The sequence below is a fragment of the Nocardia transvalensis NBRC 15921 genome (assembly GCF_000308875.1).
GTDB classification, from domain to species: domain Bacteria; phylum Actinomycetota; class Actinomycetes; order Mycobacteriales; family Mycobacteriaceae; genus Nocardia; species Nocardia transvalensis.
In genome coordinates, this window is record NZ_BAGL01000120.1 from 1 (window position 1) to 22,954 (window position 22,954).

20 protein-coding genes are annotated in these 22,954 nt (G+C 67.9%); 10 read left to right on the forward strand and 10 right to left on the reverse strand.

Going from position 1 to position 22,954, the window contains the following annotated elements; genetic code table 11:
• On the forward strand, nucleotides 1–200 hold a 200-nt coding region (locus tag ON41_RS31650; protein WP_040751823.1), incomplete at its 5' end, for a dihydrofolate reductase family protein.
• On the opposite strand, the gene ON41_RS31655 is transcribed toward ON41_RS31650, so the two are convergent.
• Nucleotides 155–892, reverse strand: coding sequence for a helix-turn-helix domain-containing protein (locus tag ON41_RS31655; RefSeq protein ID WP_040751824.1), 738 nt, complete (start codon nucleotides 890–892; stop codon nucleotides 155–157). The two genes, ON41_RS31650 and ON41_RS31655, sit on opposite strands and share 46 nt — an antisense overlap.
• A 21-nt stretch (nucleotides 893–913) precedes the next feature.
• The gene (locus tag ON41_RS31660; protein ID WP_083905774.1) at nucleotides 914–2,119 is read right to left on the reverse strand and encodes a glycoside hydrolase family 76 protein; all 1,206 of its coding nucleotides are present in this window, start codon (nucleotides 2,117–2,119) and stop codon (nucleotides 914–916) included.
• Nucleotides 2,120–2,290: 171 nt separating this feature from the next.
• Here ON41_RS31660 and ON41_RS31665 point away from each other — a divergent pair, with 171 nt between their 5' ends.
• From ON41_RS31665 to ON41_RS31680, 4 genes are all read left to right on the forward strand, one after another.
• On the forward strand, nucleotides 2,291–2,980 hold the full coding sequence (locus ON41_RS31665) for a response regulator transcription factor (protein WP_083905775.1): 690 nt from the start codon (nucleotides 2,291–2,293) through the stop codon (nucleotides 2,978–2,980).
• Nucleotides 2,977–3,993, forward strand: a complete 1,017-nt coding sequence (locus ON41_RS31670) for a sensor histidine kinase (RefSeq protein WP_040751825.1) — start codon at nucleotides 2,977–2,979, stop codon at nucleotides 3,991–3,993. Before ON41_RS31665 ends, ON41_RS31670 begins: the two co-directional genes overlap by 4 nt.
• Nucleotides 3,994–4,066: 73 nt before the next feature.
• Nucleotides 4,067–5,920: a DUF4153 domain-containing protein gene (locus ON41_RS43235; RefSeq protein ID WP_083905776.1), complete on the forward strand. Its 1,854-nt coding sequence runs from the start codon at nucleotides 4,067–4,069 to the stop codon at nucleotides 5,918–5,920.
• A gap of 150 nt (nucleotides 5,921–6,070) precedes the next feature.
• Nucleotides 6,071–7,051 carry a DMT family transporter gene (locus ON41_RS31680; RefSeq protein WP_169336528.1) on the forward strand — a complete coding sequence of 327 codons (981 nt, stop codon included), beginning with the start codon at nucleotides 6,071–6,073 and terminating at the stop codon, nucleotides 7,049–7,051.
• Here ON41_RS31680 and ON41_RS31685 read toward each other — a convergent pair.
• A complete protein-coding gene (locus ON41_RS31685; protein ID WP_184782306.1) occupies nucleotides 7,002–8,399 on the reverse strand; it encodes a hypothetical protein in 1,398 nt (465 codons plus the stop codon). The two genes, ON41_RS31680 and ON41_RS31685, sit on opposite strands and share 50 nt — an antisense overlap.
• A gap of 203 nt (nucleotides 8,400–8,602) precedes the next feature.
• On the opposite strand from ON41_RS31685, the gene ON41_RS31690 reads away from it, so the two are divergent.
• Entirely contained in the window at nucleotides 8,603–9,058 is a 456-nt protein-coding gene (locus ON41_RS31690; protein WP_040751827.1) for a DUF2690 domain-containing protein, read from the forward strand.
• A gap of 156 nt (nucleotides 9,059–9,214) precedes the next feature.
• Here ON41_RS31690 and ON41_RS31695 read toward each other — a convergent pair whose 3' ends face one another.
• The 5 genes from ON41_RS31695 to ON41_RS31715 all read right to left on the reverse strand — a co-directional run bounded on the left by ON41_RS31695 (nucleotide 9,215) and on the right by ON41_RS31715 (nucleotide 13,363).
• Entirely contained in the window at nucleotides 9,215–10,237 is a 1,023-nt protein-coding gene (locus ON41_RS31695; protein ID WP_040751829.1) for a TIGR03617 family F420-dependent LLM class oxidoreductase, read from the reverse strand.
• Nucleotides 10,238–10,343: 106 nt separating this feature from the next.
• Nucleotides 10,344–10,904, reverse strand: coding sequence for an NUDIX domain-containing protein (locus ON41_RS31700; protein WP_040751831.1), 561 nt, complete (start codon nucleotides 10,902–10,904; stop codon nucleotides 10,344–10,346).
• Between the two features lie 39 nt (nucleotides 10,905–10,943).
• Entirely contained in the window at nucleotides 10,944–11,732 is a 789-nt protein-coding gene (locus tag ON41_RS31705; protein WP_040751873.1) for a MerR family transcriptional regulator, read from the reverse strand.
• Between the two features lie 18 nt (nucleotides 11,733–11,750).
• Entirely contained in the window at nucleotides 11,751–12,752 is a 1,002-nt protein-coding gene (locus ON41_RS31710; RefSeq protein WP_051162909.1) for an AraC family transcriptional regulator, read from the reverse strand.
• Nucleotides 12,753–12,970: 218 nt separating this feature from the next.
• Nucleotides 12,971–13,363: a tunnelling fold family protein gene (locus ON41_RS31715; protein WP_040751832.1), complete on the reverse strand. Its 393-nt coding sequence runs from the start codon at nucleotides 13,361–13,363 to the stop codon at nucleotides 12,971–12,973.
• A gap of 398 nt (nucleotides 13,364–13,761) precedes the next feature.
• Here ON41_RS31715 and ON41_RS31720 point away from each other — a divergent pair, with 398 nt between their 5' ends.
• A complete protein-coding gene (locus ON41_RS31720; protein WP_246461671.1) occupies nucleotides 13,762–14,862 on the forward strand; it encodes a (4Fe-4S)-binding protein in 1,101 nt (366 codons plus the stop codon).
• Between the two features lie 24 nt (nucleotides 14,863–14,886).
• Here the strand turns inward: ON41_RS31720 and ON41_RS31725 are convergent, their stop codons facing one another.
• On the reverse strand, nucleotides 14,887–18,258 hold the full coding sequence (locus ON41_RS31725) for a condensation domain-containing protein (RefSeq protein WP_040751834.1): 3,372 nt from the start codon (nucleotides 18,256–18,258) through the stop codon (nucleotides 14,887–14,889).
• Nucleotides 18,259–18,479: 221 nt separating this feature from the next.
• On the opposite strand from ON41_RS31725, the gene ON41_RS31730 reads away from it, so the two are divergent.
• The 3 genes from ON41_RS31730 (at nucleotide 18,480) to ON41_RS39435 (ending at nucleotide 22,578) form a co-directional block, all read left to right on the forward strand.
• On the forward strand, nucleotides 18,480–19,253 hold the full coding sequence (locus tag ON41_RS31730) for a 2-amino-3,7-dideoxy-D-threo-hept-6-ulosonate synthase (RefSeq protein ID WP_051162912.1): 774 nt from the start codon (nucleotides 18,480–18,482) through the stop codon (nucleotides 19,251–19,253).
• A gap of 400 nt (nucleotides 19,254–19,653) precedes the next feature.
• Entirely contained in the window at nucleotides 19,654–21,498 is a 1,845-nt protein-coding gene (locus tag ON41_RS31735) for a 3-deoxy-7-phosphoheptulonate synthase (RefSeq protein WP_157185691.1), read from the forward strand.
• A 24-nt stretch (nucleotides 21,499–21,522) separates the two neighbouring features.
• Nucleotides 21,523–22,578: a hypothetical protein gene (locus ON41_RS39435; protein WP_157185692.1), complete on the forward strand. Its 1,056-nt coding sequence runs from the start codon at nucleotides 21,523–21,525 to the stop codon at nucleotides 22,576–22,578.
• Between the two features lies 1 nt (nucleotide 22,579).
• Here ON41_RS39435 and ON41_RS31745 read toward each other — a convergent pair whose 3' ends face one another.
• On the reverse strand, nucleotides 22,580–22,891 hold the full coding sequence (locus tag ON41_RS31745; protein ID WP_157185693.1) for a hypothetical protein: 312 nt from the start codon (nucleotides 22,889–22,891) through the stop codon (nucleotides 22,580–22,582).
• Nucleotides 22,892–22,954: the final 63 nt, after the last annotated feature.

Consider the following 22,954-nt stretch of genomic DNA (forward strand, 5'->3'; position numbering starts at 1 on the left):
ACGGCAGCGCCGACCTGGCCCGTCGCCTGGCGGAGGCCGATCTGATCGACCGCTACAACCTGCTCGTGTTCCCGGTGCTGCTCGGTGCGGGTAAGGGCCTGTTCAGCAGGGCGGACCGGGACAAGCAGACGCTGCGCCTGCGCGATTCCGCGACCTACGCCAACGGCGTCGCCAAACTCGTGTACGACGTCGTGCACTGAGCGGGATCCAGCGCGATCGCGCCGCCCGCGCCGGTGCGGAGCTGCCGTGCCGTCCGCCCGACGTATCGGCGCAGCGCCCGCGCGAGATGGGGTTCGTCGTAGTACCCGAGATCGGCGACGACCTCGCACTCGGTGGTCCCGGAGGCCAGCAGTGCCGCCGCGGCGCGGGCGCGTTCGATCTGCCGCACGGCTCCGCGGGTGAGGCCCGTCGCCGCGCGGAAACGGCGTTCGAGCGTGCGATCGGTGACCTCGGGGCGGCCGCCGCGCAGCACCTCCGTCACCAAGGGGTCGCGGACCACGACGCCCGCCCGGACGAGCCGGGCGACGAGGGCCTCGGCGTCGTCCGGATGCGGTGTCTCCCACCGGGTTCCGTCCAGACGGAAACCGCGGCGGGTCGCGTCGGGGAGTTCGATCCCGCCGTCGACCAGGGACGGCGTCGCCACCGCGCGCAGGGAGGCGCCGACGGCGAACTGGATGCCCACGAACGTCGACCCGTCGGGGACGGGGGCTGTGGCCGTTCCGCTCTCGGGACCGGTGACACCCGCGTGCGCCGCGCCCCGCTGCTCCCAGAACACCAGTCCCCACGTCTCGGACGCGACGGATGTCATCTCCGCGACCTGCTCGCTGCGGCACGTCCACACGGAGGCGATCCACGGCGAATCCGACGCACGAGTCTCGAACAGCAGGCCCACCGCCGGAATTCTAATTCGTACTCACAGCCCCGCGGCGGTGACCCGGTAGTCCGCTTCCAGGAGCATCCAGCCGCTCAGCTGGACCGACAGATCCGGGCTCAGGTTGGTCGACGCCGCGGGGGACGCGGGGATGAGCCGCGGGAACATCGCCGGGTTGTGCCGCACCGTGACCGGCCGGGACCAATCCATCCCGAACAGGGGCAGCCCGTCCACCTCGGCGCGATGCTCCCAGGCCGCCCGCGCCGAGGTGTGCACGAGGGTCGCGGCGGCGGTGTCGCCGAGAGTCACTGCGACCTCGGCGAGATAGCGGGCGAGGATGCCCATGAACAGTCCGGAGTCGTCCCCGGCGGCCCCGGCGATCACGCCCGCGTTCGTGAGCCGGGATCCGGTGGCGGCGACGAGTGCCGCCGCGCGGCTGTGGTGGCCGGATTCGCCTGTGCGCACGGCCAATTCGGCTTCCAGCCCGAGGGTGATGCCCTGGCTGTAGGTGGTCAGGCTCCGGTCCACGTCGCCGCCCGGCTCGTGGACACCGTCGAGGATCAGGCCGCTGCCGGTGTCGCGTAGTCGGGTGTGCAGGAAGTCGGCGAGTTGCCGGGCGCGGGTCGGATCGCCGAAACGCGCCAGGGCGAGACCGGTCGGGCCGATCGCGGGAGTGTTGTAGAAATCGTCGCCGGATCGCCAGGGCACCGCGCCGACGGCCGGATTCCAGCCGTCGAGCAGGGCCACCCGCAGATCCGCCACGGCGTCGGGGAATCCGACGCCGAGCAACCGGTCGGCGCGTTCGAGGGCCAGCGCCAGCCACGCCATATCGTCGTAGTACCGGTTGGTCCAGCCGGTGACGTTGCGGGTCCGGATGCCGCGGGCGAGGGCGGCGACCCGTTCGACACGCTCGGGGGTGCGGTCGCGGTACGCGGCGTCGATCGCGCAGTCGAGGAGCTGGGCCTGCCACCAATAGCACCAGCGCACGAGCGACCGGTCGAACAGGGACGCCGGCCAGGCGAGCACGCCCAGCCGCAATCCGGGATGTCCCCACAGCGACCGCACATGTCGCCGCACGATCGCCTGTTCCGCCAGGTCCGCCCGCTGTCCGGGCTCCTCGGGACCCTCGGACGCCCGCCGGCTGATCGTCAGCGCCTGTGTCGGCTGCGCCGTCGCGGCGAGTGCGACGGAGGCCCCGGCCCCCAGCAGCAGACTGCGCCGGCTGATCCCCTTCTTCCGGCGATCCATCCGCTCGGACTCCCTCTACCGAACAACGATCACCGGTGCCGGAAACCGTGCGGCAACATCCTATCCCGCACCGGCCGCCGCCGCCCGGCGTCACCTCGCACAGCGGTTCTACACAGGATCTCCACATTTGACGCAAACCATCTTCACCGCGGGTGCTTAAGGTCACCAGGTATGGAAGCGATCCAGGCCCGGGGCGGGCGTCGAATTCTCGTGGTCGAGGACGAGCCGGCGATCGCGGATTCGATCGCCGCGCGGTTGCGAGCGGAGGGTTTCGGGGTCGCGGTCGCGTACGACGGTCCCGCCGGGGTCGCCGCGGCGGAGGCCGAGCCGCCCGATCTGGTGGTGCTCGACGTCATGCTGCCCGGCTTCGACGGGCTGGAGGTGTGCCGGCGGATTCAGGCGCAGCGCCCGGTTCCGGTGCTGATGCTCACCGCTCGCGCGGACGAGACCGATATGCTGATCGGGCTCGGCGTGGGCGCCGACGACTATCTGACCAAACCGTTCTCGATGCGGGTCCTCACCGCGCGGGTGAACGCGCTGCTGCGCCGGGTCGACCGTGATGCCGGGCCCGGGGCGCCGCTGGCCGTCGGCGATCTGCGTATCGATCTCGAGCAGCGGCGGGTGTGGCGGTCCGGCGACGAGGCGCAGCTGACGCCGCTGGAATTCGAGCTGCTGGCGTATCTGGCCCGACGTCCGCGCGCGGTGTATTCGCGCGACCAGCTGCTCGGCGATGTGTGGGGGTGGGCCGACGCGTCCGGCACGCGGGTCGTCGACAGTCATGTGAAGGCCTTACGGCGCAAGCTCGGTGCGGACCTGATCCGTACCGTGCACGGTGTCGGCTACGCGTTGGAGGTGCGATGACAGCGGTTCTCGCCGAGCGGGTGCGGCCGCGGCTGCCGCGGCCGCTGGACCCGGTGCGCTCGATCAAGCTGAAGCTGGCGATCCTGATGGTGTCCTCGGGTGGGCTCGCCTTCGCCTTCTTCAGCGTGCAGATCGGGTGGATTCCGCCGCGGACGACCGTGGTGGCGTTGCTGATCGCGCTGGTCACCTCGCAGGTGCTGGCGCACGGCATCACCCGGCCGCTGCGCGAGATGACGGTCGCGGCGCAGCGGATGGCCGACGGCGACTACTCGCGCCGGGTCCGCGCGACCTCCCGCGACGAGGTGGGCCGGCTGGCCGACGCGTTCAACACCATGGCCGCCGACCTGGCCGCCGCCGAACAGCAGCGGCGTGACTTCATCGCCAACGTCTCGCACGAATTGCGCACGCCCATCACGGCTTTGACGGCGGTGCTGGAGAATCTCGTGGACGGGGTGGCCGAATCCGATCCGGCGACGCTGCGCACCGCGCTGGCCCAGACCCAGCGACTGGGACGGCTCGTCTCGGAACTGCTGGAATTGTCGAGCGTCGAGGCTGGGGCGGTTGCCCTGGACCGGGAGACGGTCCCGGTGCGGCGGCTGTTCGCCGATGTCGTCGCCGAAACGGAGGTCGCCGCGGATGCCTCGGGGCGCGGGGTGCGGGTGACGACGTCCGCGCCGCCCGACCTCGTCGTGTACGCCGATCGGGCGCGCCTGCACGAGGTCCTGCTGAATCTGCTCGACAACGCGGCACGGCACGGGCCCGCCGGGGGCACGGTATGCCTGGCCGCGGAACCCACCGCCGGCGGCGTCGTGCTGGAGGTGCGTGACGAGGGCCCCGGCATCCCTCCGGGCGAGCGCGCCCGGGTGTTCGAGCGGTTCACGCGCGGCGAGAGTTCCGACGGCGGTACCGGTCTCGGCCTGGCCATCGCCCGGTGGATCGTCGGCCTGCACGGCGGCACCATCGCCGTCGCGGACCCCGGCTCCCGCATCCGAGTAACCCTGCCCTCTCCCTGAATCTTCCTGTCCCACACCCGGACCGCAGCGGCGGTGCCGGGCCGACCCCGCACGTCCATCGGAGGTAGTCGTCATGTCCACCACAACCGTCCCGGGTAGCCCGAAAACCCTCCCGGAACACCCAGTGCCACAGCGAATACCGCTGTATCCGCCGCGCTGGAAACGCGTCGCGGTGCCGCGCGGCGTCCTGCCCGCCACCCTCGCCGCCGGTATCGCCGGGGCGATCGCGCTCCCACTGGGCCAGCCCGGAATCGGCTGGCTGCTGGCCGTACTGGTGAGCGGTGCCGCGATCTACCTCGTCGACCGCGGTGCCCGGCGGACGTCTCCCGCTGCGGAGGGTTCGGGCGGGGATGTGAACGTCGATGAGGGCGGCACGGGATCGTCGGAAAAGCCTTCTCGCGCTGAGGATTCCGAGGAAGGCTCGGAAACGAAGCATCAGGAGGCCAACTTCTCGTCCGAGGTCCGGATATGGCGGGACATCGCGGCCGCCGATCCCGGGACGGGGGCTGGTGCGGCCGATGATGGCGGCGCGGAAGCCGGTGTAGCCGCGGGCGACGGTGGTGGCGTGGGTGCGGATGGGGGAGTCGGGGCAGGTGCGGCTCCGGAAGCGGGTGCAGGTGTGGAAGCGACCGGCGAGGTGGCTGCGCGGGCGTCGGTCGTTGGCGCTCCCGCCTCGACGGTCGATCCGGAAGGTGCCGAAAATGTTGGACGGCAACCATATCGGGGACGGCTGTGGTGGGTGGCGCTGACGGTCGTACTGTTGTCGGTGGGGACCTGGCGGGCGTCGGGCTGGTTGTTCGCCTGGTGTGTGGCCGCGGCGCTGGTGACCGGATCGCTGGCGATGGTGGGCCGGCGGTCGGTGTTCGGCGCCTGGTTCGACGCGATCGCCGTGCCGTGGACGGCGCTGACGGTGCCGCCGTGGTTGCTGCGCGCCGCCTCCAGCCGTGACGCGTCGAGCGGTGCCCGCGTGCGGATCGGCATCTCGCTGGCGGTGACCGCGGGCCTGCTGCTCGTCTTCGTGCCACTGCTCGCGGGGGCGGATGCGATATTCGCGAACCTACTGGATGCGGTGGTGCCGGACCTGGACGCGGAGTCGGTGACGCAGGGCGTGGTCGCCTTCGTCGCCGTCGCGGGCGTCACAGCCGGATCGCTGTACCTGCTGGCCGGGCCGCCGCTACCGGCCCGGGACGAGGAGCCCTCCGCACGCGGAATCCGCTGGCGGCCACTGGAATGGGCCCTGCCGGTCGGCGCGGTGACCGCCGTATTCGCGGTCTTCGTCGCCGTGCAACTGGCCGCGCTGTTCGGCGGCGACGACTACGTGCAGCGCACCGCGGGCCTCACCTACGCCGAGCACGCCCGCCAGGGATTCTGGCAGCTGTCGGCGGTGACGATCCTGACGCTGGCGGTGATCGCCGCCGTATTGCGCTGGGGCGCACAGGAACACGGCACCGACCGGGCCTGGATGCGTGCCCTTCTGGGCGCGGTGACGGTGCTGTCCCTGGTGATCATCGCCTCCGCGCTGTACCGGATGTGGACCTACCAGCAGGCCTACGGCTTCACGGTGCTGCGCCTGCTGGTCGAGGTGGGCGAGGTGTGGATCGGGCTGGTGTACGTCCTGGTGCTCGCCGGGCTGATCCGGCTGCGCAGGCGGTGGCTGCCGCGGGCGGTGATCGGCACGGCGGCCGTCACCCTCCTCGCGCTGGCGGTCGTGAATCCGGAGCGCCTGATCGCCGACCGGAACATCGATCGCTGGGAGTCGGGCAAGAATATCGATACCGCCTATCTGAGCGGTCTGTCCGCCGACGTCGCCCCCGCCGCGGACCGTCTCCCCGAGCCCTGGCGCTCCCGGATCCTCGACCCGGTCCGCAAACATTCGCACGAAAGTGGTTGGCAGACTTGGAACCTGTCACGTCATCGACTGCGCTGACTCACAGGATCAGGTCCCGCCGCCGCATCAGCTGTGCCCGGACGGCTCGACCGCCCGCTCCTGTTCTTCGGAAGTGCGAAGCCACACTTAGCATTCAGGATAAGTATTACTAGATGGAACTTATCGGTGCTCTGCGGAAGAATGACCTCGATGGCAAGCGGAGCACACGATCTCGATCGGACGCCGTCGGCCCTTCCCGCGCTGGTTCTCGGATGCGTGCTGGTCGGGGCGTCCTCGACGTTCATCAAACTGTCCGGGACGACCGCGCACACCGCCGCGTTCTATCGCTGCGCACTGGCGTTGCTCGTCCTGGCGCCGGTCGTGCTGGTGGAGTACCGGCGGTACGGGCGGCCGCCGGCGCCGCTGCCCCGGCTGGCCACGGCCTCGGGGGTGCTGCTCGGCGCGGACTATCTGATGTGGACGCAGAGCATTCTCGACGCGGGCGCCGCCGTGGCCACCGTCCTGATCGGCGTGCAGGTCGTGGTGTTTCCGCTGCTGGCGTGGCTCGTCTCGCGCGAGCAGGTGCACCGGCGGTTCCTCGTCGCGCTGCCGGTGATGCTCGCCGGGCTCGTCCTGACCGGAGGCGTGCTCGACGCGGATCCCCATGCGCCGCACCCGATTCGCGGTGCGATCCTCGGAATCGCGGCGGGCGTCTGCTACGCGGGCTATCTCCTGCTGGTCCGCCGCGCGAGCGGTGCCGAACGGCGGATGGTCGTCACGCCGGTGGCATTCGGCACGGCGTCGGCCGCCGCGGTGATCGGGGTCGTCGGCGTCGCCTCCCGCGATCTCGCGATCGGTCTCGACGCGCCCGCGTGGGCATGGCTGATCGCGGTCGCCGTCTGCGGCCAGGCCCTGTCCTTCGCCCTGATCAACTACGGCTCGGTGCGGCTGTCCGCCGCCCGCGCCGCCGCGATCATGCTGCTCCAGCCGGTAGCCGCGATCGTCCTGGGAGTAGCTGTGCTGCACGAACATCCAACCCTGTCCCAGTACCTCGGCATGGCGATCACCATCACCGCCATCGCCCTCGCCACGGTGGGCACGAAGGCCCGCCCGCGCCCCGGTCGCCCCTCCGCCGGGCCGATCAGCCGCACAGCTCGACCGGCGACGGGGATCCTCGTCCGTCGACCGTGACGCTTCCTACCGCGCATACCGACCCGCGGCTGCCTCGTTCGACCATGCCGGTCTTCACGAAGCCGATGTTCGGCTTGCGTGCGACTCGGGCATCCGGTCCGGTGGGGTCGTGCCCCTTGGGATACACACGGGCTTCGATCGCCTCGGGCAGCCCGGGAACTCCCCGCCACGTGGTCCTGGCCCAGGCCGTGTCGCACTGCGCCGACCAAATGATCTCCAGCAGGAAGTCCGGATTGTCTTCCGTCGCCCGCAGCACCTGCGCGTCGGTGGCGCACCCGCGGTCGTCGGCATCGGCGCCGATCAGGGTGGTATCGAATCCCTCCGTAGCGGGAGACCGGTTGATCACCTGGGGAATTCCGCCCGCGAGCAGGCTGCCCACCACCACGAATGCCGCGAGTACGACGATGACTGGGAACTTCCACCCCCGGCTACGCAAGGTCTCCGGTTTCGTCGGTTCAGGCGATCCCGGCGGCGCCGGCACGTCCGGCGGTGCGTCGGGGCGACTCAGCACGACGGGTTTCGCTTCGCCGAGATACTTCGTGTGCCATTCGAACCGCGGTGACCGACGATTCGGGAAGATGTCGACGTCCGCCGGATCGCAGTCCGACTGCTTGGGGCTGTGCACCTCCGGAGTGGGCAACGCGGCCGACCCGAGGAGATTTCTGGCGTCTCGGCACACCCGCCGCAGGCTCAGTCGCTTCGCGTTCCCCGGAACGCCACGCCAGAGCACCGTCAGTACGGCATTGCCGAACAGGGTGTATCGACCCTGATCGTCGAATTGCGCCGGATCGTCCTTACTCGCCGCGCACAGCACGGAGACGCCGGTGGACATCGGGTCGAGGTCCAGCATCTGCTGCACCTTGATCCCTTCCAGCACGGCGGGATCACTCATGAAGCTCGAGACCGCAGCTCCGGCGAAACAGCTGTCGAGAACGATGATGCGAGAACTGCGGCTGACGGCCTCCTCCATCAACCCCGCGACATCGGCGACCCGAATGAACGACGGCAGGTTCTCCAGATGTCCGCGCGCTCCGAGCAGAACGATGTAATCGCTTTTTGCATCGATGAAGGTTCCGTGACCGATATAGATAAAAAAGACGAGCAGACCCTCGCCTCGGGCGCACCGAAGCGATGTCGAGCGCTCGCGTAGGAATTCTCCGACTCTCGCTAGTTGTTCGTCGCTGGAACTATCCCGATCGAACATCCACAGCAGATTTTCTTCAGGGATTCCAAGTCCGCCTTCGAGGAGGAAGTAGTCACGCCATCCTCGTGCTGTGATCGCGAAGGCGGTCGATGCGGTGAAGGACCCCGAAGGCCACCTGCTGGCACCGCAGACAACGGCAACCATGAAAACTGCCGCGCTGCCTATTTGCCGAATGGAAACGATGTTGGCGGGAGTATGTCGCATCGGGTAGCTTCACAGCTACTTCCCCGTGGGGGCGCGGCGCAAACATTCGCCGGTCGATCAGCCGGCCGTGCATATCGCGGCCCGAAACCGACACCATACGAAGGACGGCAGGTGCGTTCGTGACTCGGCATCGGAAATGGGCTGTGATCACGCTGGTTCTACTCATCGTCACGAATACGCTCACGGCGCTGATTACCGGATGGATCGTCCGCGACGATCCACCGAGCGCGGGACCGTCGATCGTCACCGGCAGCAATCCGCTCGATACCGATTGTCTGAAGGACGTTGTCACGGCGGACAGCGTCCTCGCCGGCGGCGGTGTCTTCGAGCTGAAGATCCTCTACTCGGCAGCGTGCAACGCCGCGTGGGCGAAAGTGACTCGCAAGGATGGCGCCGGATTCGGAAATCGGATCACTGTCACGATCTTCCGGCGCTCGGACCCGCAGGGGCAGACCCGGCAGTTCGCCGACGAGCACGATGTCGATTCGGCTTACACCATGGTCATAGTCCGGCAGGACCCGACGGACCGAGTGTGCGCGACCGGGTCGGTGACGAACGGTCGAGCCGAGACCACGGTCGAACCACCGATCTGCCTGTAACAGCGTGCGGACGGAACGAATCCGACAGATAGGAATACGTACGATGATTCGCAGGACAATCGCCGTCGCGTCGGCGTTGGTGGCCGTGGCGACTTCCACACCGTCGGAACGCATTTCTGTGTATGAGTGAGGCGGGCGATCGTCCGTCGCCAGCGGCTAGAGTCGTGGGTCGGGCGCGTGGAGTGCGGTGACGAGGTCGGTGATATCGGCCCGGCGTACCGGATATCCCGGGAAGTAGCAGCAGACTTCGGAGGAGAGGCCGGCGAAGCGGTCGCGGATCTGGTGCGCGCAGTCCTCGGGGGTGCCGACGACCGCCAGTGTGCTCACCATCTCGTCGGTGATCAGCGCGTGCATCTCGGCGAAACAGCCGGTTTTGGACAGGCGGTTGAGTTCGGGCTGGAGAGAGGACCATTCGTGGACCTCCAGGACCGGCCGATAGGCGGGGGTCGAGGCGTAGAACGCGATGAGCGTGGCGACGCCGTCGATCGCGGCGGCACGGTCGGCCGCGGTTCTGCCCGTCGCGACCATCACCTGGCCGACGATCGGGAAATCGCCGACGTCGCGCCCGGAACTCCGGAGGCCCTCGGCGACGGCGGGCACGGTGCGCTCCGCGAGATGGCGGGCACTGTTGAACGGCATCACCAGAAGTCCGTCGGCGACCTCGGCCGCCGTGCGGGTCATGATCGGCCCGAGCGCGCCCATCAGCACCGGCGGCGGCCCGAACGGATTGGGACCGGGATCGAAATTGGGTGGCATGAGGGTGTGGGTGAAGTACTCGCCGCGAAAATCCAAGCGCCGCTGCCCTTCCCACGCGGCGAAGATGGCCTTGATCGCCGTGACGGTTTCGGCCAGCCGCGCCGCGGGCCTGTCCCACCGGCCGCCGTAGCGCTTCTCGATGTGCACCCGGATCTGCGAACCCAGCCCCAGCCGGAATCGGCCGCCGCTGTAGCTCTGGAGGTCGTAGGCCGCATGGGCGAGATGCAGCGGGCTGCGCGGGCCCGCGATCGCCACGTTCGTCATCAGTTCCCGGTCGCACGATCCGGCCGCGACCACCAGCGGGAAGAACACGTCGTGCGGTCCCTCGAACGTGAACAACCCGTCCGCTCCGGTCGCGACGAGGTCGCGGACGTCGGCCGCCACCTTCTCCGGCGTTCCCGTCACCTGAACGTGGACCTTCATCGAACCTCCGATCACCCGGGCCCGCCTCGCGCCCGTCCACGACGGTAGACACGGTCGGCCCGTCGCGGAACACACTTCGGCGGGTTCGTGATCCGCCGCAGGTGGCTCACGGTTGCAGGACGGTATCGAGTTTCCGGAGGAATCGCGGGAGGTGCGGGTCGGTGGCGGGTAGGCCGTAGGGGTCGAGATCCCACCACCGGCCGTAGGCGAATTCGGCCGGGTCCAGCGGATAGTCGCGGGATCGGTCGCCGCGGACGACGTGCCACAGGCTCACATCGACATGCGGATGCGCTCCGACGGTGGTCGTGACGGTCACCATGAGCGGCCGGTCACCGGCGACCGTGAATTCCGCGTCGAGGCCGAGTTCTTCGAACGCCTCGCGCCGCGCGGCGTCCGAGGGATGCTCGCCCGGTTCCACATGCCCGCCCATCGGCAGGTCGAGGCCGGATTTCAGGTGCCGCCCGAGATACACGCCGCGACCGTCCGGATCGACCAGTACGACATAACTGACCAGGTGCTGCGGGGGAGTATCGGGCGGCACCCGGCGATAGATGTCGTCGGTGCCCGACAGCCATGCCGACACCCGGTCGATATGCCGGCGCTCCAGCTCGTCGACGGGCTCGATCCCGGCCACGATCTCCGCGACGACCGCGGTGGCCTGTTCCATGGCGGGAGGATAGCGAGGGCCACCGACACTGTTCCCCTGTCACGCCATACCGTCGTGCCGACGCCCGTTGGCCACGATCGCATCGTGGATGTAAAGCGACAACCCCGGCGCCATATCGTCGTAATTGCGGCCGAGCCGCCGATTGGCGCGGTACTCCTCGGCGAGCTGCCGGTGGGTGGCGTGATCGCAGTCGTGGAACCAGCGTTCCAGGTGGCGGCGGTGCCGTTCCGCGAGATCCATGACCGCCGGATCGGCCGCGGGGATGCCCGCCCGCATGGCGTCGGCGAGACCCTGGTGAATCTCGCGCTGTTCTGCCCGAATGTCGAGCCACTCCTGCTTGCTGTACTGCGCTGTCCGCTCCCGGCGCTGCGCGAATTCCGGGGTGTGGCCCCACCGCCGTTCGGCCTCGGCGGCGGAATCGACCAGACGGTCACCGCCGAACACCTCGAGCCGTTCGGCGGGAGTGAGGGCGATCCCGCTCTCGCGCGCCGCCAACTCCTTCTCGACCACTGCGACCATGGCCTGGTGCCGCGCGATGCGTTCGCGCAGTAGATCCCGCTGGCGGCGCAGATGGTCCTCATCGGACAGGCCGGCATCGTCGAGCATGGACGCGATGTCGTCGAGACCGAAATCGAGTTCGCGGTAGAACAGGATGCGTTGCAGCCGTTGCAGATCGGCGTCGCTGTAGAGCCGGTAGCCCGTCGCGCTACGCCCGCTGGGTTCCAGCAGACCGATCTCGTCGTAGTGATGCAGAGTCCGCACGGAGACACCGGTCGAGTGCGCGACCACGCCGACGGTGTGTTCCACGGATTCATCGATGGGTTCCATGCCGGCCACTGTGCCGCCTCACGTCACGTGAGGGTCAAGAGCGATCGACGGCTGGGCTCCGCTCGGGTCGTGGAGTGCGGTGTGGCGCCACTGGTTCGGTGTCATGCCGTAGGCGGCGCGGAATCGGCGCGCGAAGTGGGACGGGTCGCGGAAGCCGTATCGATACGCGATGGTGGCGATGGTGCGGTGCGTGTTTTCGGGGCGGGCGAGTTCGGCGTGCACCCGGTGCAGGCGTTGTCCGATGATCCACGGCCCCAGTCTGAGCCCGGCGCGAGCACACAGTTTGTACAGGTAGCGGACGGATATGTGGTGGGCGTCGGCGATGCGGGCCGGGCCGAGGTCCGGATCGGACAGGTGTCTGCGGATGTAGTGGCGGATCTGGGTGAGCAGGATGTCGGCGGGCAGGGCCGAACCGTCCTCGCCGCCCAGGCCGGCCGCCGAGGTGAACAGCGCCCGCACGATCTCCACGCAGGCATCGCCCAGGACGGGTGCGGCGGGGTCGGCTTCCAGGACGTCCGCCGAATCGACAAGGTAGGCAATGTGATTGGCCACCAGCGGGCAGAGCGGGGTGCTCTCGAGCTGGGGCAGGGCGCGGTGGATCGTCTCGGCCGGCAGGGTCAGCCGGTCGAGCGGTACCTCGAGCAGGGTCCACTCGCCGCCGCTCCACTCGGCTTCGTAGGGCTGGTTGAGGTCGACCGGAAACAGGTGGCCCGGGCCGACAATGCGCCGGATCCCGGCTTGGGTGAACGGGAGGGCGGTGGCCTGAACGAGCACGACCAGCAGCGACGGACTGGGAGACAGCCGGGTCTGCGTGGGTGTGCGCTCGACTCCGTAACCGGATCCCCGGAATCGGGTGAGGGTGGCGTCCCCGAATGTCCAGGCGTCGAGCCGGGAACGGACCAGCCTGTCCGGATTGGCGAGTTTCAGGTGGGCAGGGGCCGAGGCCCGCTGCAAGGCGTCCGCCATCATGTCGGCCCGGTCGGTCGCGTCGACCGTATCGGTATCCAGTACCAGTGGCATACCGCCTCCGCCCAAAGCCCTGCCTCTCCACCGCGTGGGCGGGCGGTGCGGGCGAGCCGCCATGTCGAGCCCGCACAGTGGGAGTGCCACTGTGCGGACCCGATGTGCGTGTTCAACACTAGTGCATCACGGTGCTTCCGAGGCAACGCCGACATTCCTGGTCAGGCCCCGCTTATGGTGGCCGACAACGAGTTTCACGACGTCGCGCCCCCTGACGGTTAGGGCCCTTTCCGAATGGCGCAGATGTCCTCGGGCTTCAGGAGGCTGCCGTCCTGGGCGACCCGGGCCTGCTGCTGGGTGAGGCATTCCTGGTACTGCAACCGCTGTTCCAGGTCGTTGTCGTCGTAGGAGTTGACGATGGCGGCGATGACCGACACCGGCACCGCGACCAGGAAGCACACGAGGGCGACGACCCGCCGCACCGGCATGACGGCCACCGGTGTGGGCTCCTTGCCGTCCCGGGCGCCGTCGGACACCCGGCGGTTGGGGATGCCGATCGCCAGCACCAGGTCTTCCAGGAGATTCGGCCCCTGTTCCGTGGCCGGACCGTCCGTCGGGCGGGAATACGTGTATCCGTGGATGTCTCGATCGAGGTGTCCGACTTTCGTCATGACGAACTCTCTTTCGCTGATTCCGCTCTGCCGGTATGAATATCGCGGACGCGGCCTGGAAAACGCTGAACACAACCTTGTGATGCCGCTGAGGTACCTACGTCCTACCGATGTGCCGTGCCGGGCGATCGTCCAGTCTGGCCCGGTGGCGGAGGAGGGGCCCGTGGGCGAGTTGCCGCAAGTCTTCACCGAAGCCAACGCGGCCCGCTCGGAATCGGAGCGGGGGTGCGGGAGGAACAGTCCGACTACGAGCCTAGAAGCCGGCGCTGGTCTGTCTACGAGTGAGCAACTCGGCCGGGGTCGGCATATGGATCGCGGCGATGAATTTTCCCGCGCCGCAACGTCTCAACTCTTCGAGGGGCCGTAACGGTTCCGGCGGAGAGGCAAGGAGCGCTTCGATGGTGATGGATTCAGAACCCACGAGACAGCGGCGGTTGGCCGAGCATCCGACCGTCCGGCGGATGGCCGAGCGGGAGCGAGTGAAGCCCGCCGCCGTGCTGACCGCCGCCCGTCTGCGCGAGATCTGCCTGGCGGCCGGTGCGGACGATGCGGGGTTCGTCGCGGTAGCTGATCCGCGGGTGGCCGCGGAATTGGAGCACGCGCGCGGAATCCTGCCCGCCGCACAGACGTTCGTCTCGTTCTGCGTGCGGATGAACCGCGACAATCTGCGCAGTACGATGCGCAGCCTCGCCAATACCGAGTTCAACCACGCCGACGACGAAACGAACGAGGTCTCGCGACGGATCACCCGGGCATTGCAGGACTCCGGGTACCGCGCGGTGTATCCGGCGCCGGGGTACCCGATGGAAGTCGACCAGTTTCCGGGACGCGTCTGGGTCATCGCGCACAAGGTGGTGGCGGAGGCCGCCGGTCTGGGCGTCATGGGTATACACCGCAACGTGATTCACCCGAAGTTCGGCAACTTCATCCTTCTCGGCACCGTCGTCACCGACGCGGTGGTCGACGAACCGAGCGCGCCCCTGGAATTCACTCCGTGTCTCGAGTGCAAACTGTGCGTGTCCGCGTGCCCGGTCGGCGCGATCGCCGAGGAGGGCGGCTTCGACTTCCAGGCGTGCTATACGCACAACTACCGGGAGTTCATGGGCGGCTTCACCGATTGGGCCGAAACCGTCGCCGACAGCGCGGACCGTGCCGAGTACCGCGAGCGGGTGACCACGGGCGAATCGTTCTCGATGTGGCAGAGCCTGTCGTTCAAGCCCAACTACAAAGCCGGCTACTGCATGGCGGTGTGCCCGGCCGGTGAGGATGTGATCGGCGCTTTCCTCGATTCGCGACGAGAGCATCTCGACGAAGTCGTACGCCCACTGCAGAACAAAACGGAACCGGTCTACGTCCTGCCCGGATCCGCCGCCGAAGAACATGTCACCCGCCGGTTCCCGCACAAGACCGCGAAGCAGGTCACCAACGGTTTCCCCGACGAGGTCAACGATCTGCTCGACCAGATCGGCCCCCGCCCCCGCGACCCATCGGACGGATAGCGGCACACGTTCGGTGCGCGGCGACTACGGTTGCCCGGCCGAGACCCATTCGATCGGGATATCCAACCCCATGGTGGCAAGGTCGTCCAGGGTGTGCAGGAAGTCGCGTACGAGGCCGACGACCTCGGTTTCCTCGAAGAGGACCTGTCGATACTTGCACTCGAGGCGCAGACCGTTCGGGTGTTCGTAGGCGTAGAACATCAGGTGGAAACGAGTGTCCGTGAACAGCATGCGGGCGGTCGGCGTGTGTGCTTCGACGGTGGCCGGTGGCAGAGGATCGTCGATGTCCAATGTGCTGAAAAACGTGTTGGATATCGGGAATTGGTCGGGATCGCGGGGTAGGCCGAGGTCCTGCGCCATGCGGTCGAGCTGCCAACGCTGGTGGATTACCGATTCGACCAGCTGCTGTTGCAGATCGTGTGCGACGGTACGGAAATCGGGTCTGCTGTGGAACCGCATCCGCATCGGCACGTTATTGATGAACATGCCGATAGCGTCACGAATATCGGCCCGGTCGCGCCCGGCCAGCGGGGTGTAGACGATCAGATCGTCACCGCCGGTGTGCCGGTGCAGCACCGTGAAGAATACGGTGTTCAGCAGGACCGCCGTGCTGATCCGGGACGCCTGGGCCAGCCGCGCTACCGCCGCCGCGGCGTCGTCGGGAACCCGGACGGTGACCGACGCGGTGCGGTTGTCCGGGCCGCGAACAGCGGTCTGGTCGACCGGCAACGTATCCGGCAGCGGCTCGGACAGTTTGCGCTGCCAATAGTCGCGGGCGGTGTCGAGCCCACCGCTACGCTCCAGCTCGTACATCCACACCGCGTAATCGCGGTAGCGATCCAGCGGGCGCGGCGGCGGATCTTCGCCCCGGCAGAGGACCCGGTAGGTTTCGGCGAGTTCCCGCCGCAGTATCAGCATCGACCAGCCGTCGACGATCATGTGATGGATCACCCCGAGTGCGATATCGCCGCGTGCGGTGTGGACCAGATGGAATCGGGTCAGCGGGCCGTCGACCACATCGAGTGTGGCGGAACCCAATTCGGTTCGGATCGTGTCGAGACGTCGGCCGAGTTCCTGATCGGTGAGATCGCGCAGATCGGATTCGCCGAGGGGGACGGGCACCTGCGGCTGGATTCGCTGCCGGAACTCGCCGTCTCGGATGTCGAAAACGGTTCGCAGCGCTTCGTGATCGCTCCAGACACGATCGATGGCCCGGGCCAGCCGCTCACGGTCACCGCCGTCGGCGAGCGGCACGTCGAACAACATGTTTCCCCAGGTCTTGGTGAAGTCGCCCAGGTAGTCCGCGGCCCATCGGCGTTGGATGGGGGATACCGGATAGTCGTCGGCGTCGGGCACCCGGGGGATGTGGCCGCGTGCGGCGGAGTACAACCCCTCCGGCTCCAGGGCGGTCCCGCCGCGTTCCAGTTCCGTGGCGAGCAGGGCGGCGCTCGGATGGGTGTAGAGCAGTCGGGCGTCGAATCCGATACCCGCCTCGGCGGCGACAGCGGCGGCTTCCACCGCGAGCAGCGAGTCGCCGCCCCACTCGAAGAAGTCGTCATGGGCTCCGAGGGCGGGCAGGGTCAGCACGGTCCGCAGCGCGCCGAGCAGCCGTTCCCGGACGCCGGACGCCGAGGGGGTGGCTTCGGGTACGGCCGGGGCATCGGGTGCGGCCACCACCGCGCCGGCCAGCGCGCCGTCGAGAAAGGCCTGCCGGGTGGCGCGGCGCCGAATCTTGCCGCTGCTGGTTTTGAGGATGCCGCGCGGCGGGATGAGCACCAGTTCGTCCAGGGGCACCCCGTGCACCATCGCGACCCGTTTACGGGTGGCACGGGTGATCTCGGCCGCCTCCGCGGCGGAAACCGAGCCGGAGATCTCCTGGACCACCACCAGCCGCTCCCGCTCGTCGCCACCGGGAACGAACGGCGCGGTGAACGCGGCGGTACATCCCGCGCGCAGCCGCGGGTCGGTGCACCAGACCGTCTCCTCGAGATCCTGCGGATAGTGATTCTCGCCCCGGATGATGATCACGTCCTTCATCCGGCCGGTCACATACAGCTGACCGTCCCGCAGGAACCCCAGATCGCCGGTGCGCAGAAACCGCACAGCGGGGTCCCCGCCGCGGATACGTACCCGGAATATCTCCGCACTGATCTCCGGCCTTCCCCAATAGCCCAGCGCGACACCGGGATTGCTGGTCCAGATCTCGCCGACAGTGTCGTCCGGCTGCGCCACGGTCGTGTCCGGATCGACGATTCGCACCACGCACTCCCGCACCGGCTCACCGACCGAGACCAGAGCCCCGTTCGTGGTGTAGGCCGAAGGTGTATTGCGTTCCACCGCAGCGACATTCGTAGCAGGGCCCGCACCCGTCCCGCGGGTGCGGAGGGTCACTACCAACCCGGATTCGGCCAGACCGTAGGCGGGCATGAATGCGGTAGGGCGAAAACCGTTGGCCGCGAACCGGTCCGCGAACCGCTCCAGCGTCGCCGGTCGGACCGGTTCCGCACCGCTGTACATCGTCCGTACACGGCTCAGGTCCAGACCTGTCAGCCGACCCGGATTCGCTTGGCGTACACAGAGATCGAGAGCGAAGTTCGGTGCACCGGAATAGGTGCCACCGAAACGGTCGATGGCCTCGAGCCAGCAGATCGGATCGCGGAGAAAGGTCGCTGGGGCCATCAACACGGTCTCGATCCCCGAGTAGATCGGTTGCAGGATACCGGCGATCAGGCCCATGTCGTGATAGGGCGGTAGCCACGACACCTGCCTGTCACCGTCGTCGATCGCGAGACCCGCATTGATCGCCACCGCGTTCGCGAGCAAGTTCGCGTGAGTGAGCATGACCCCCTTGGGATCCCCGGTGGAACCCGACGTGTACTGCAAGAATGCCAGCCGGTCACCCTCGGCGCCCGGAAGGTCCGTGGCCGGTGCATTCGGCAGGATATCGGTCACGATCGGCGGCAGGTGGGGGCGGCCACCGGCTCCGGCCAGCCACGTCCGGCACAGGTCCGCCGAATCGGAGGAGGTCAAATACGCCGCGGCGCCGGCGTCGTCGATGACAGCCAGCAGCCGGTCCGCTCTGCTGTCGGCGGTGGGCGGATATGCCGGAACCGCCACCATGCCCGCGTACAGGCAGCCGAAGAACGCCGCCACGTACTCCGGTCCCGGGGCGTACAGCAGCACCATGCGCGCGCCGGGTTCGGCTGCCTCGGTCAGCGCGGCCGCGATGACCCGTGCCCGGCGGTCGAGTGCGGAATAGGTGATCGCCTCCGCGCTGTCCGGCCACGCATGTGCCGCGTCGCGAATAAAGCTCAGCGCCAAGCGATCCGGGTGCGCCTCGGCTCTCCGACGAAGTACGGTCGTCAGGTTCGGAGGATTCGGATTCTCGGTGGCCATGTGCCGCCCCTTCGAATATCACAAGTGTCCACCCACGCGGAGCTACGCTGTCGCGGGCGCAGTGCTTCTGACTTGTGGACCATAGTCGCGCGAAAAGGCATGTCGCCGTGCGCTATTCCCAATGCTGGCATCACATGTTCCCAGGGTTGGCGCTATTCGTGTGGGGGAGATCGAAATACTATGACGCCACAACGTTCTCCCCTCCAGGCGGTGATATCGAGATGCCCAACCCAGGCGTATTGCGAAGACTGCACCGGCTGTCCAGACAAGGCGATAGGCGCCATATCTTTGTGGCACTGGACCATTCGTTCAGCACCGGTCCCATCACGTCGGCGACCGAATTCGATCGTTTGCTGCGCGCTGTGGACGCGGCCAATGCCGATGCGGTAATTCTGCATCGTGGCCGCGCCAAGACGACCGTGCCGGCGGCCAGCGGGCTCGGCTTGATTCTGCACGTTAGCGGTAGCACCAGTCTGGGTCTCAGCGCGGACGAGAAGGTGGCCGTCGGATGTGTGGAGGACGCGCTACGGCTCGGCGCGGACGCGCTGAGCGTCCATCTGAATGTCGGCTCGGCCACCGAATCCGAGCAATTGCGTCAGATCGGTGCGCTGGCCGGCGCCTGTGACCGGTGGCAGGTTCCGCTGCTGATCATGAGCTATCCGCGTGGCCCGGGCATCGTCGACGAATACGATCCCGACATCGTGGCCCATGCGGTGAGCGTGGCGGTCGACCTGGGCGCCGACCTGGTGAAAACCTATTTCACGGGTTCGGTGGAGACGATGCGGGAAGTGGTCGCGACATCACCGGTTCCGGTATTGGCTGCCGGTGGGCGAGGGGAGGTCGGCCTGACAGCCGATCAGTTCGCACAGGACGTCAGTGATTCCGGTTGCGCGGGAATCGCTATGGGACGGCAGATCTTTCAGAACCCGGCTCCTGGAGAGGTGGTGCGGACGCTGGTTCAGCGGATACACGGCGGCGTCGCGGTCCCCATCTGACCGTCGGATCCGACCTCCCACTTGTCATTTGCCGGGCGATCGGAAAGCGACGTACGTCACTCTCGATTAGCGCGGCGGATCAGCCCTGTCGGTGTGCGTCCGGGCCGTGCGAGCCCGGTAGCTCGCCGTTTGTCGGCGCCGCCCTAATGCGAACTTGACCGGGGGATGAACAGACGTTTCATTCTGTTTAAATGTTTTGTGTAGCGCCACTTCTGGGAAGTTGTGGTTTCCCGCCGCGTGGGAAGCTCGGAAAAGCGACTCGGTCGCGATGGGCGAATGTGAAAGCGGCGTAACTATCGTGCTCAATCAGGGCGAGAAAATCATCGGAACGGCGACGGCCGGTGCACCTCAACGGGTTTGCCGGCCGCATGCGAGGGCGTTCACGGATCCGACGGCCAGAATGCTGCTGGCCAACGACGGTCTGACGACACCACTGCTGGAAGCATCGCTGGGAACAGCGCTCCATATTCGAGTGGTGCACCAGGACGTGGTACCGGCCGATCGTGTTTCGGAGACGGTAGCGCGGTCGCTGCGCGTCGACGAGGACTGCGAGGTCGTCGTGCGCCACTCCGGTCTGGTCGATCCGGACCTGGTCTTGGTGTCGATGAATCATGTGGTGGCTGAAAAGAATGCGGCCACAAGGTTCGGCATAGACGGTCCCGGCCCGATCGGTTATCAGTTGGCGTCTCGGGGCGTGGCCCAATCCCGCCGAGTGTTGTGGGCGGGACTGGCTCGCTGGATCGATGGCCGGCCGTGTGTCGCCAAGGCGTATGTGATCGACGTCAGCGGCGCGCCGGTGTGCTACATCAAGGAATGCTTCAACCCGGACCTGATCTCACCGCAATCGTGCCCGGACGCGTCCGGCGGCGGAACGGGCGAGCCGGAACCCGTGCTGGTCGACGAGGTGCGCGCTAGTCGGCCGAATGATCCCGGAGTTCCGCCGACGGACAGTGGTAACCGGCCCGCGCTGCACCAGCCGTCCTGGCCGGACGCCGCGGCGGCAGCGCGCAACACGGACCGGCTGCGGTCACTGCCACCGCTCGTCGGTTCTGCCGAATGCGAAGCGCTGCGGACCGAACTGGCCGCCGCGACGGAGGGGCGAGCGTTCGTCCTCCAGCTCGGAGACTGCGCCGAAACCTTCGAGATGTCCGACGTACGGGCGTTGGCCGACAGACAGGCGCTCGCGGCCGCGGCCGCCGCGGTGCTGAGCTACGGACGTGGCATCACACCGGTCGTGATCGGCCGTGTCGCAGGCGAATACGCGAAACCGCGATCGCAACCGCTCGAGAAGAGCACCGGGCTGCACTCCTACCTCGGTGACATGATCAACGGGTACGAGCCCGACGCGGCGAGCCGGACACCCGACCCGGGCCGGATGGTCGAGGCCTATTTCCACGCGGCGGCAACGCTGAATCACCTTCGTACCCATCCGATGCCGCCGGCCGGGGCGGCGGCGCGGTTGATCCGGGAGGCCGCCGATCTCTGTGATCACCGCGGTCCGGTGCGGCTGCTGCGCGATGTCGCCGACCTCCTGGATCTGGTCATGACCGCATCGGACGGTGGCCGGAACCAGCACGGCCCGCTCATGCGGGTGTCGCACGAGGCGCTGCTGCTCGACTACGAGCAGGCCCTGACCCGTCGCGGGCACGACGGCCGGTGGTGGGACTGCTCGGCCCATCTGCTGTGGATCGGCGAGCGGACCCGTGATCCGGCGCACGCGCATATCCGCTTCGCCGAACTGATCAACAACCCGATCGGGGTCAAACTCGGCCCCGCGACCCGCCCGGCAGACGTCGCGGCACTGTGCCGCCGCCTCAATCCCGGCAAGGTTCCGGGCCGGCTGACCCTCATTCCACGCTTGGGCGCCGATCGGGCCGCCACGGTGCTTCCCGCACTGCTGGAGGCCGCGGCGGAAACCGGGACGCCGGTGTGCTGGGTCTGTGATCCCATGCACGGCAACACATTCGTGACCGATCAAGGAATCAAGACTCGCCGCGTCGACGAGGTGACGGCCGAGATCCGGGCCTTCTTCGGCGCCTGCCGAGCCACCGGTGTCATGCCCGGCGGCCTGCATCTGGAGACGGCTCCGGAACCGGTGACCGAGTGCGTCGGCGGCTGGCAGCGGCTGCGCGAAGACGAGCTCGCCACGAAGTACGACACGCGGTGCGATCCGCGGCTCAATGCCGCTCAGACACTGCAATGCGTCACCGTCGCTGTCGACGAGCTCGGGTCGTGGCCGGAATAAGCGGTCACGGAAGGGAATTCCGGAATGTCTATCGAACATCACTACTCGTCCAGACTTGGTGCGCGGCACACGAATTCGTCCCGCATGGGGGTGTGCGCTCGCATCGCCGGCCTGATCGCCGGACTCACACTCGCCTTCGGGCCGACCCCGGTCGCGCAGGCCGACGACGCGGTCACCCTCTGCCGGGTGGATGCGCTGGAACCCGCTCGGGAACAGACGGTCCGGGTATCCGAGGTCGAGGCCGCGGCCCTGCTGGCCGTGACGCCGGCCTATTCCGGTCCGTGCGCGGACTATGGGCAGAGCGCGAATCTGGGCAACGGCCGGATCACCGCGTACTCCCAGACCGACAGCGCCGGAACACCATTGGTGATCGGTCTGGCCGCCACCGACAGCGTGTACGACGCGCTGCCCTACGACCCGCCGTCGAGCGGACTGTACTGCTACGACAAGAATGCCGACGGCACTGTCGACCCCCACCACGAGTGCGCCGGCGGCCACGAGCACGCGCTGCCGTTGCCCGAAAACCTCGCCCGTCGAGACGACATGCCGTTCACCTATGTGCTGGCGAACTGGAACCCGCACGGCCACGTCCCGGCGGGTGTGTGGGACACAGCCCATTTCGACGTGCACTTCTATCTGAACGACAACGCCGAACGGCTGGCGATCCGCCCCGGCCCCTGCCTGCAGATGACGGCCTGTGCCGACTACGCACTCGGCAAGAACCTTCCGGCGGCGAAATACCGGCCGCCGAGCTACGCCGACCTCGACGCGATCGAACCGGCCATGGGCCAGCACCTGATCAACACGACCACCCCGGAATTGAACGGCGGCCCGTTCACCCACACCTTCATCTACGGCAGCTGGAACGGCGAGATCACCTTCTACGAGCCCATGGTGAATCTCGATCAGTACAACGGCCTGCGCTCAGGAGCGATCGGGGACGCCTGCACACCGATCGAACAGCCGCGGGCGTGGCAGCAAGCCGGCTGGTACCCGACCCGGTACTGCCTGCGCCACCGCGCCAACCGGTCCGAAACCCTCACGACCCTGGAGGAGTTCGTCTACCGCGAGGCAAGCTGAGTCACGTCTCGCTGCTGGATGGCGTGCCGGACGAGGGTTTCTTCTTGAACAGAAGAATGCCGAAGCCCAGCACCGTGACCCCGAAAAAACACAGCAGCAGGCCGCTGAACTGTGCCTCGGCCTCGGTGTCCGGGCTGCGCGCGGTGCTGGAGGAATTGGCGACGACCTCGGCCGGATCGACAATCGCCTGGATCCCGCCGATCAGCAAGACCAGCGCAACAACGATCAAGGCGATACTGCCGGCGATGCGCCCGGCAGTACGGCGGGGCGGGGTGGGGCCCTGGACATGCTCCGGGGCATTGGATTCAGACATGACTCGCCAAAGTATCAGTAATGCCCAGCCACCCTCGAGTTTCGTGAGACCGCCGGGTGGCGG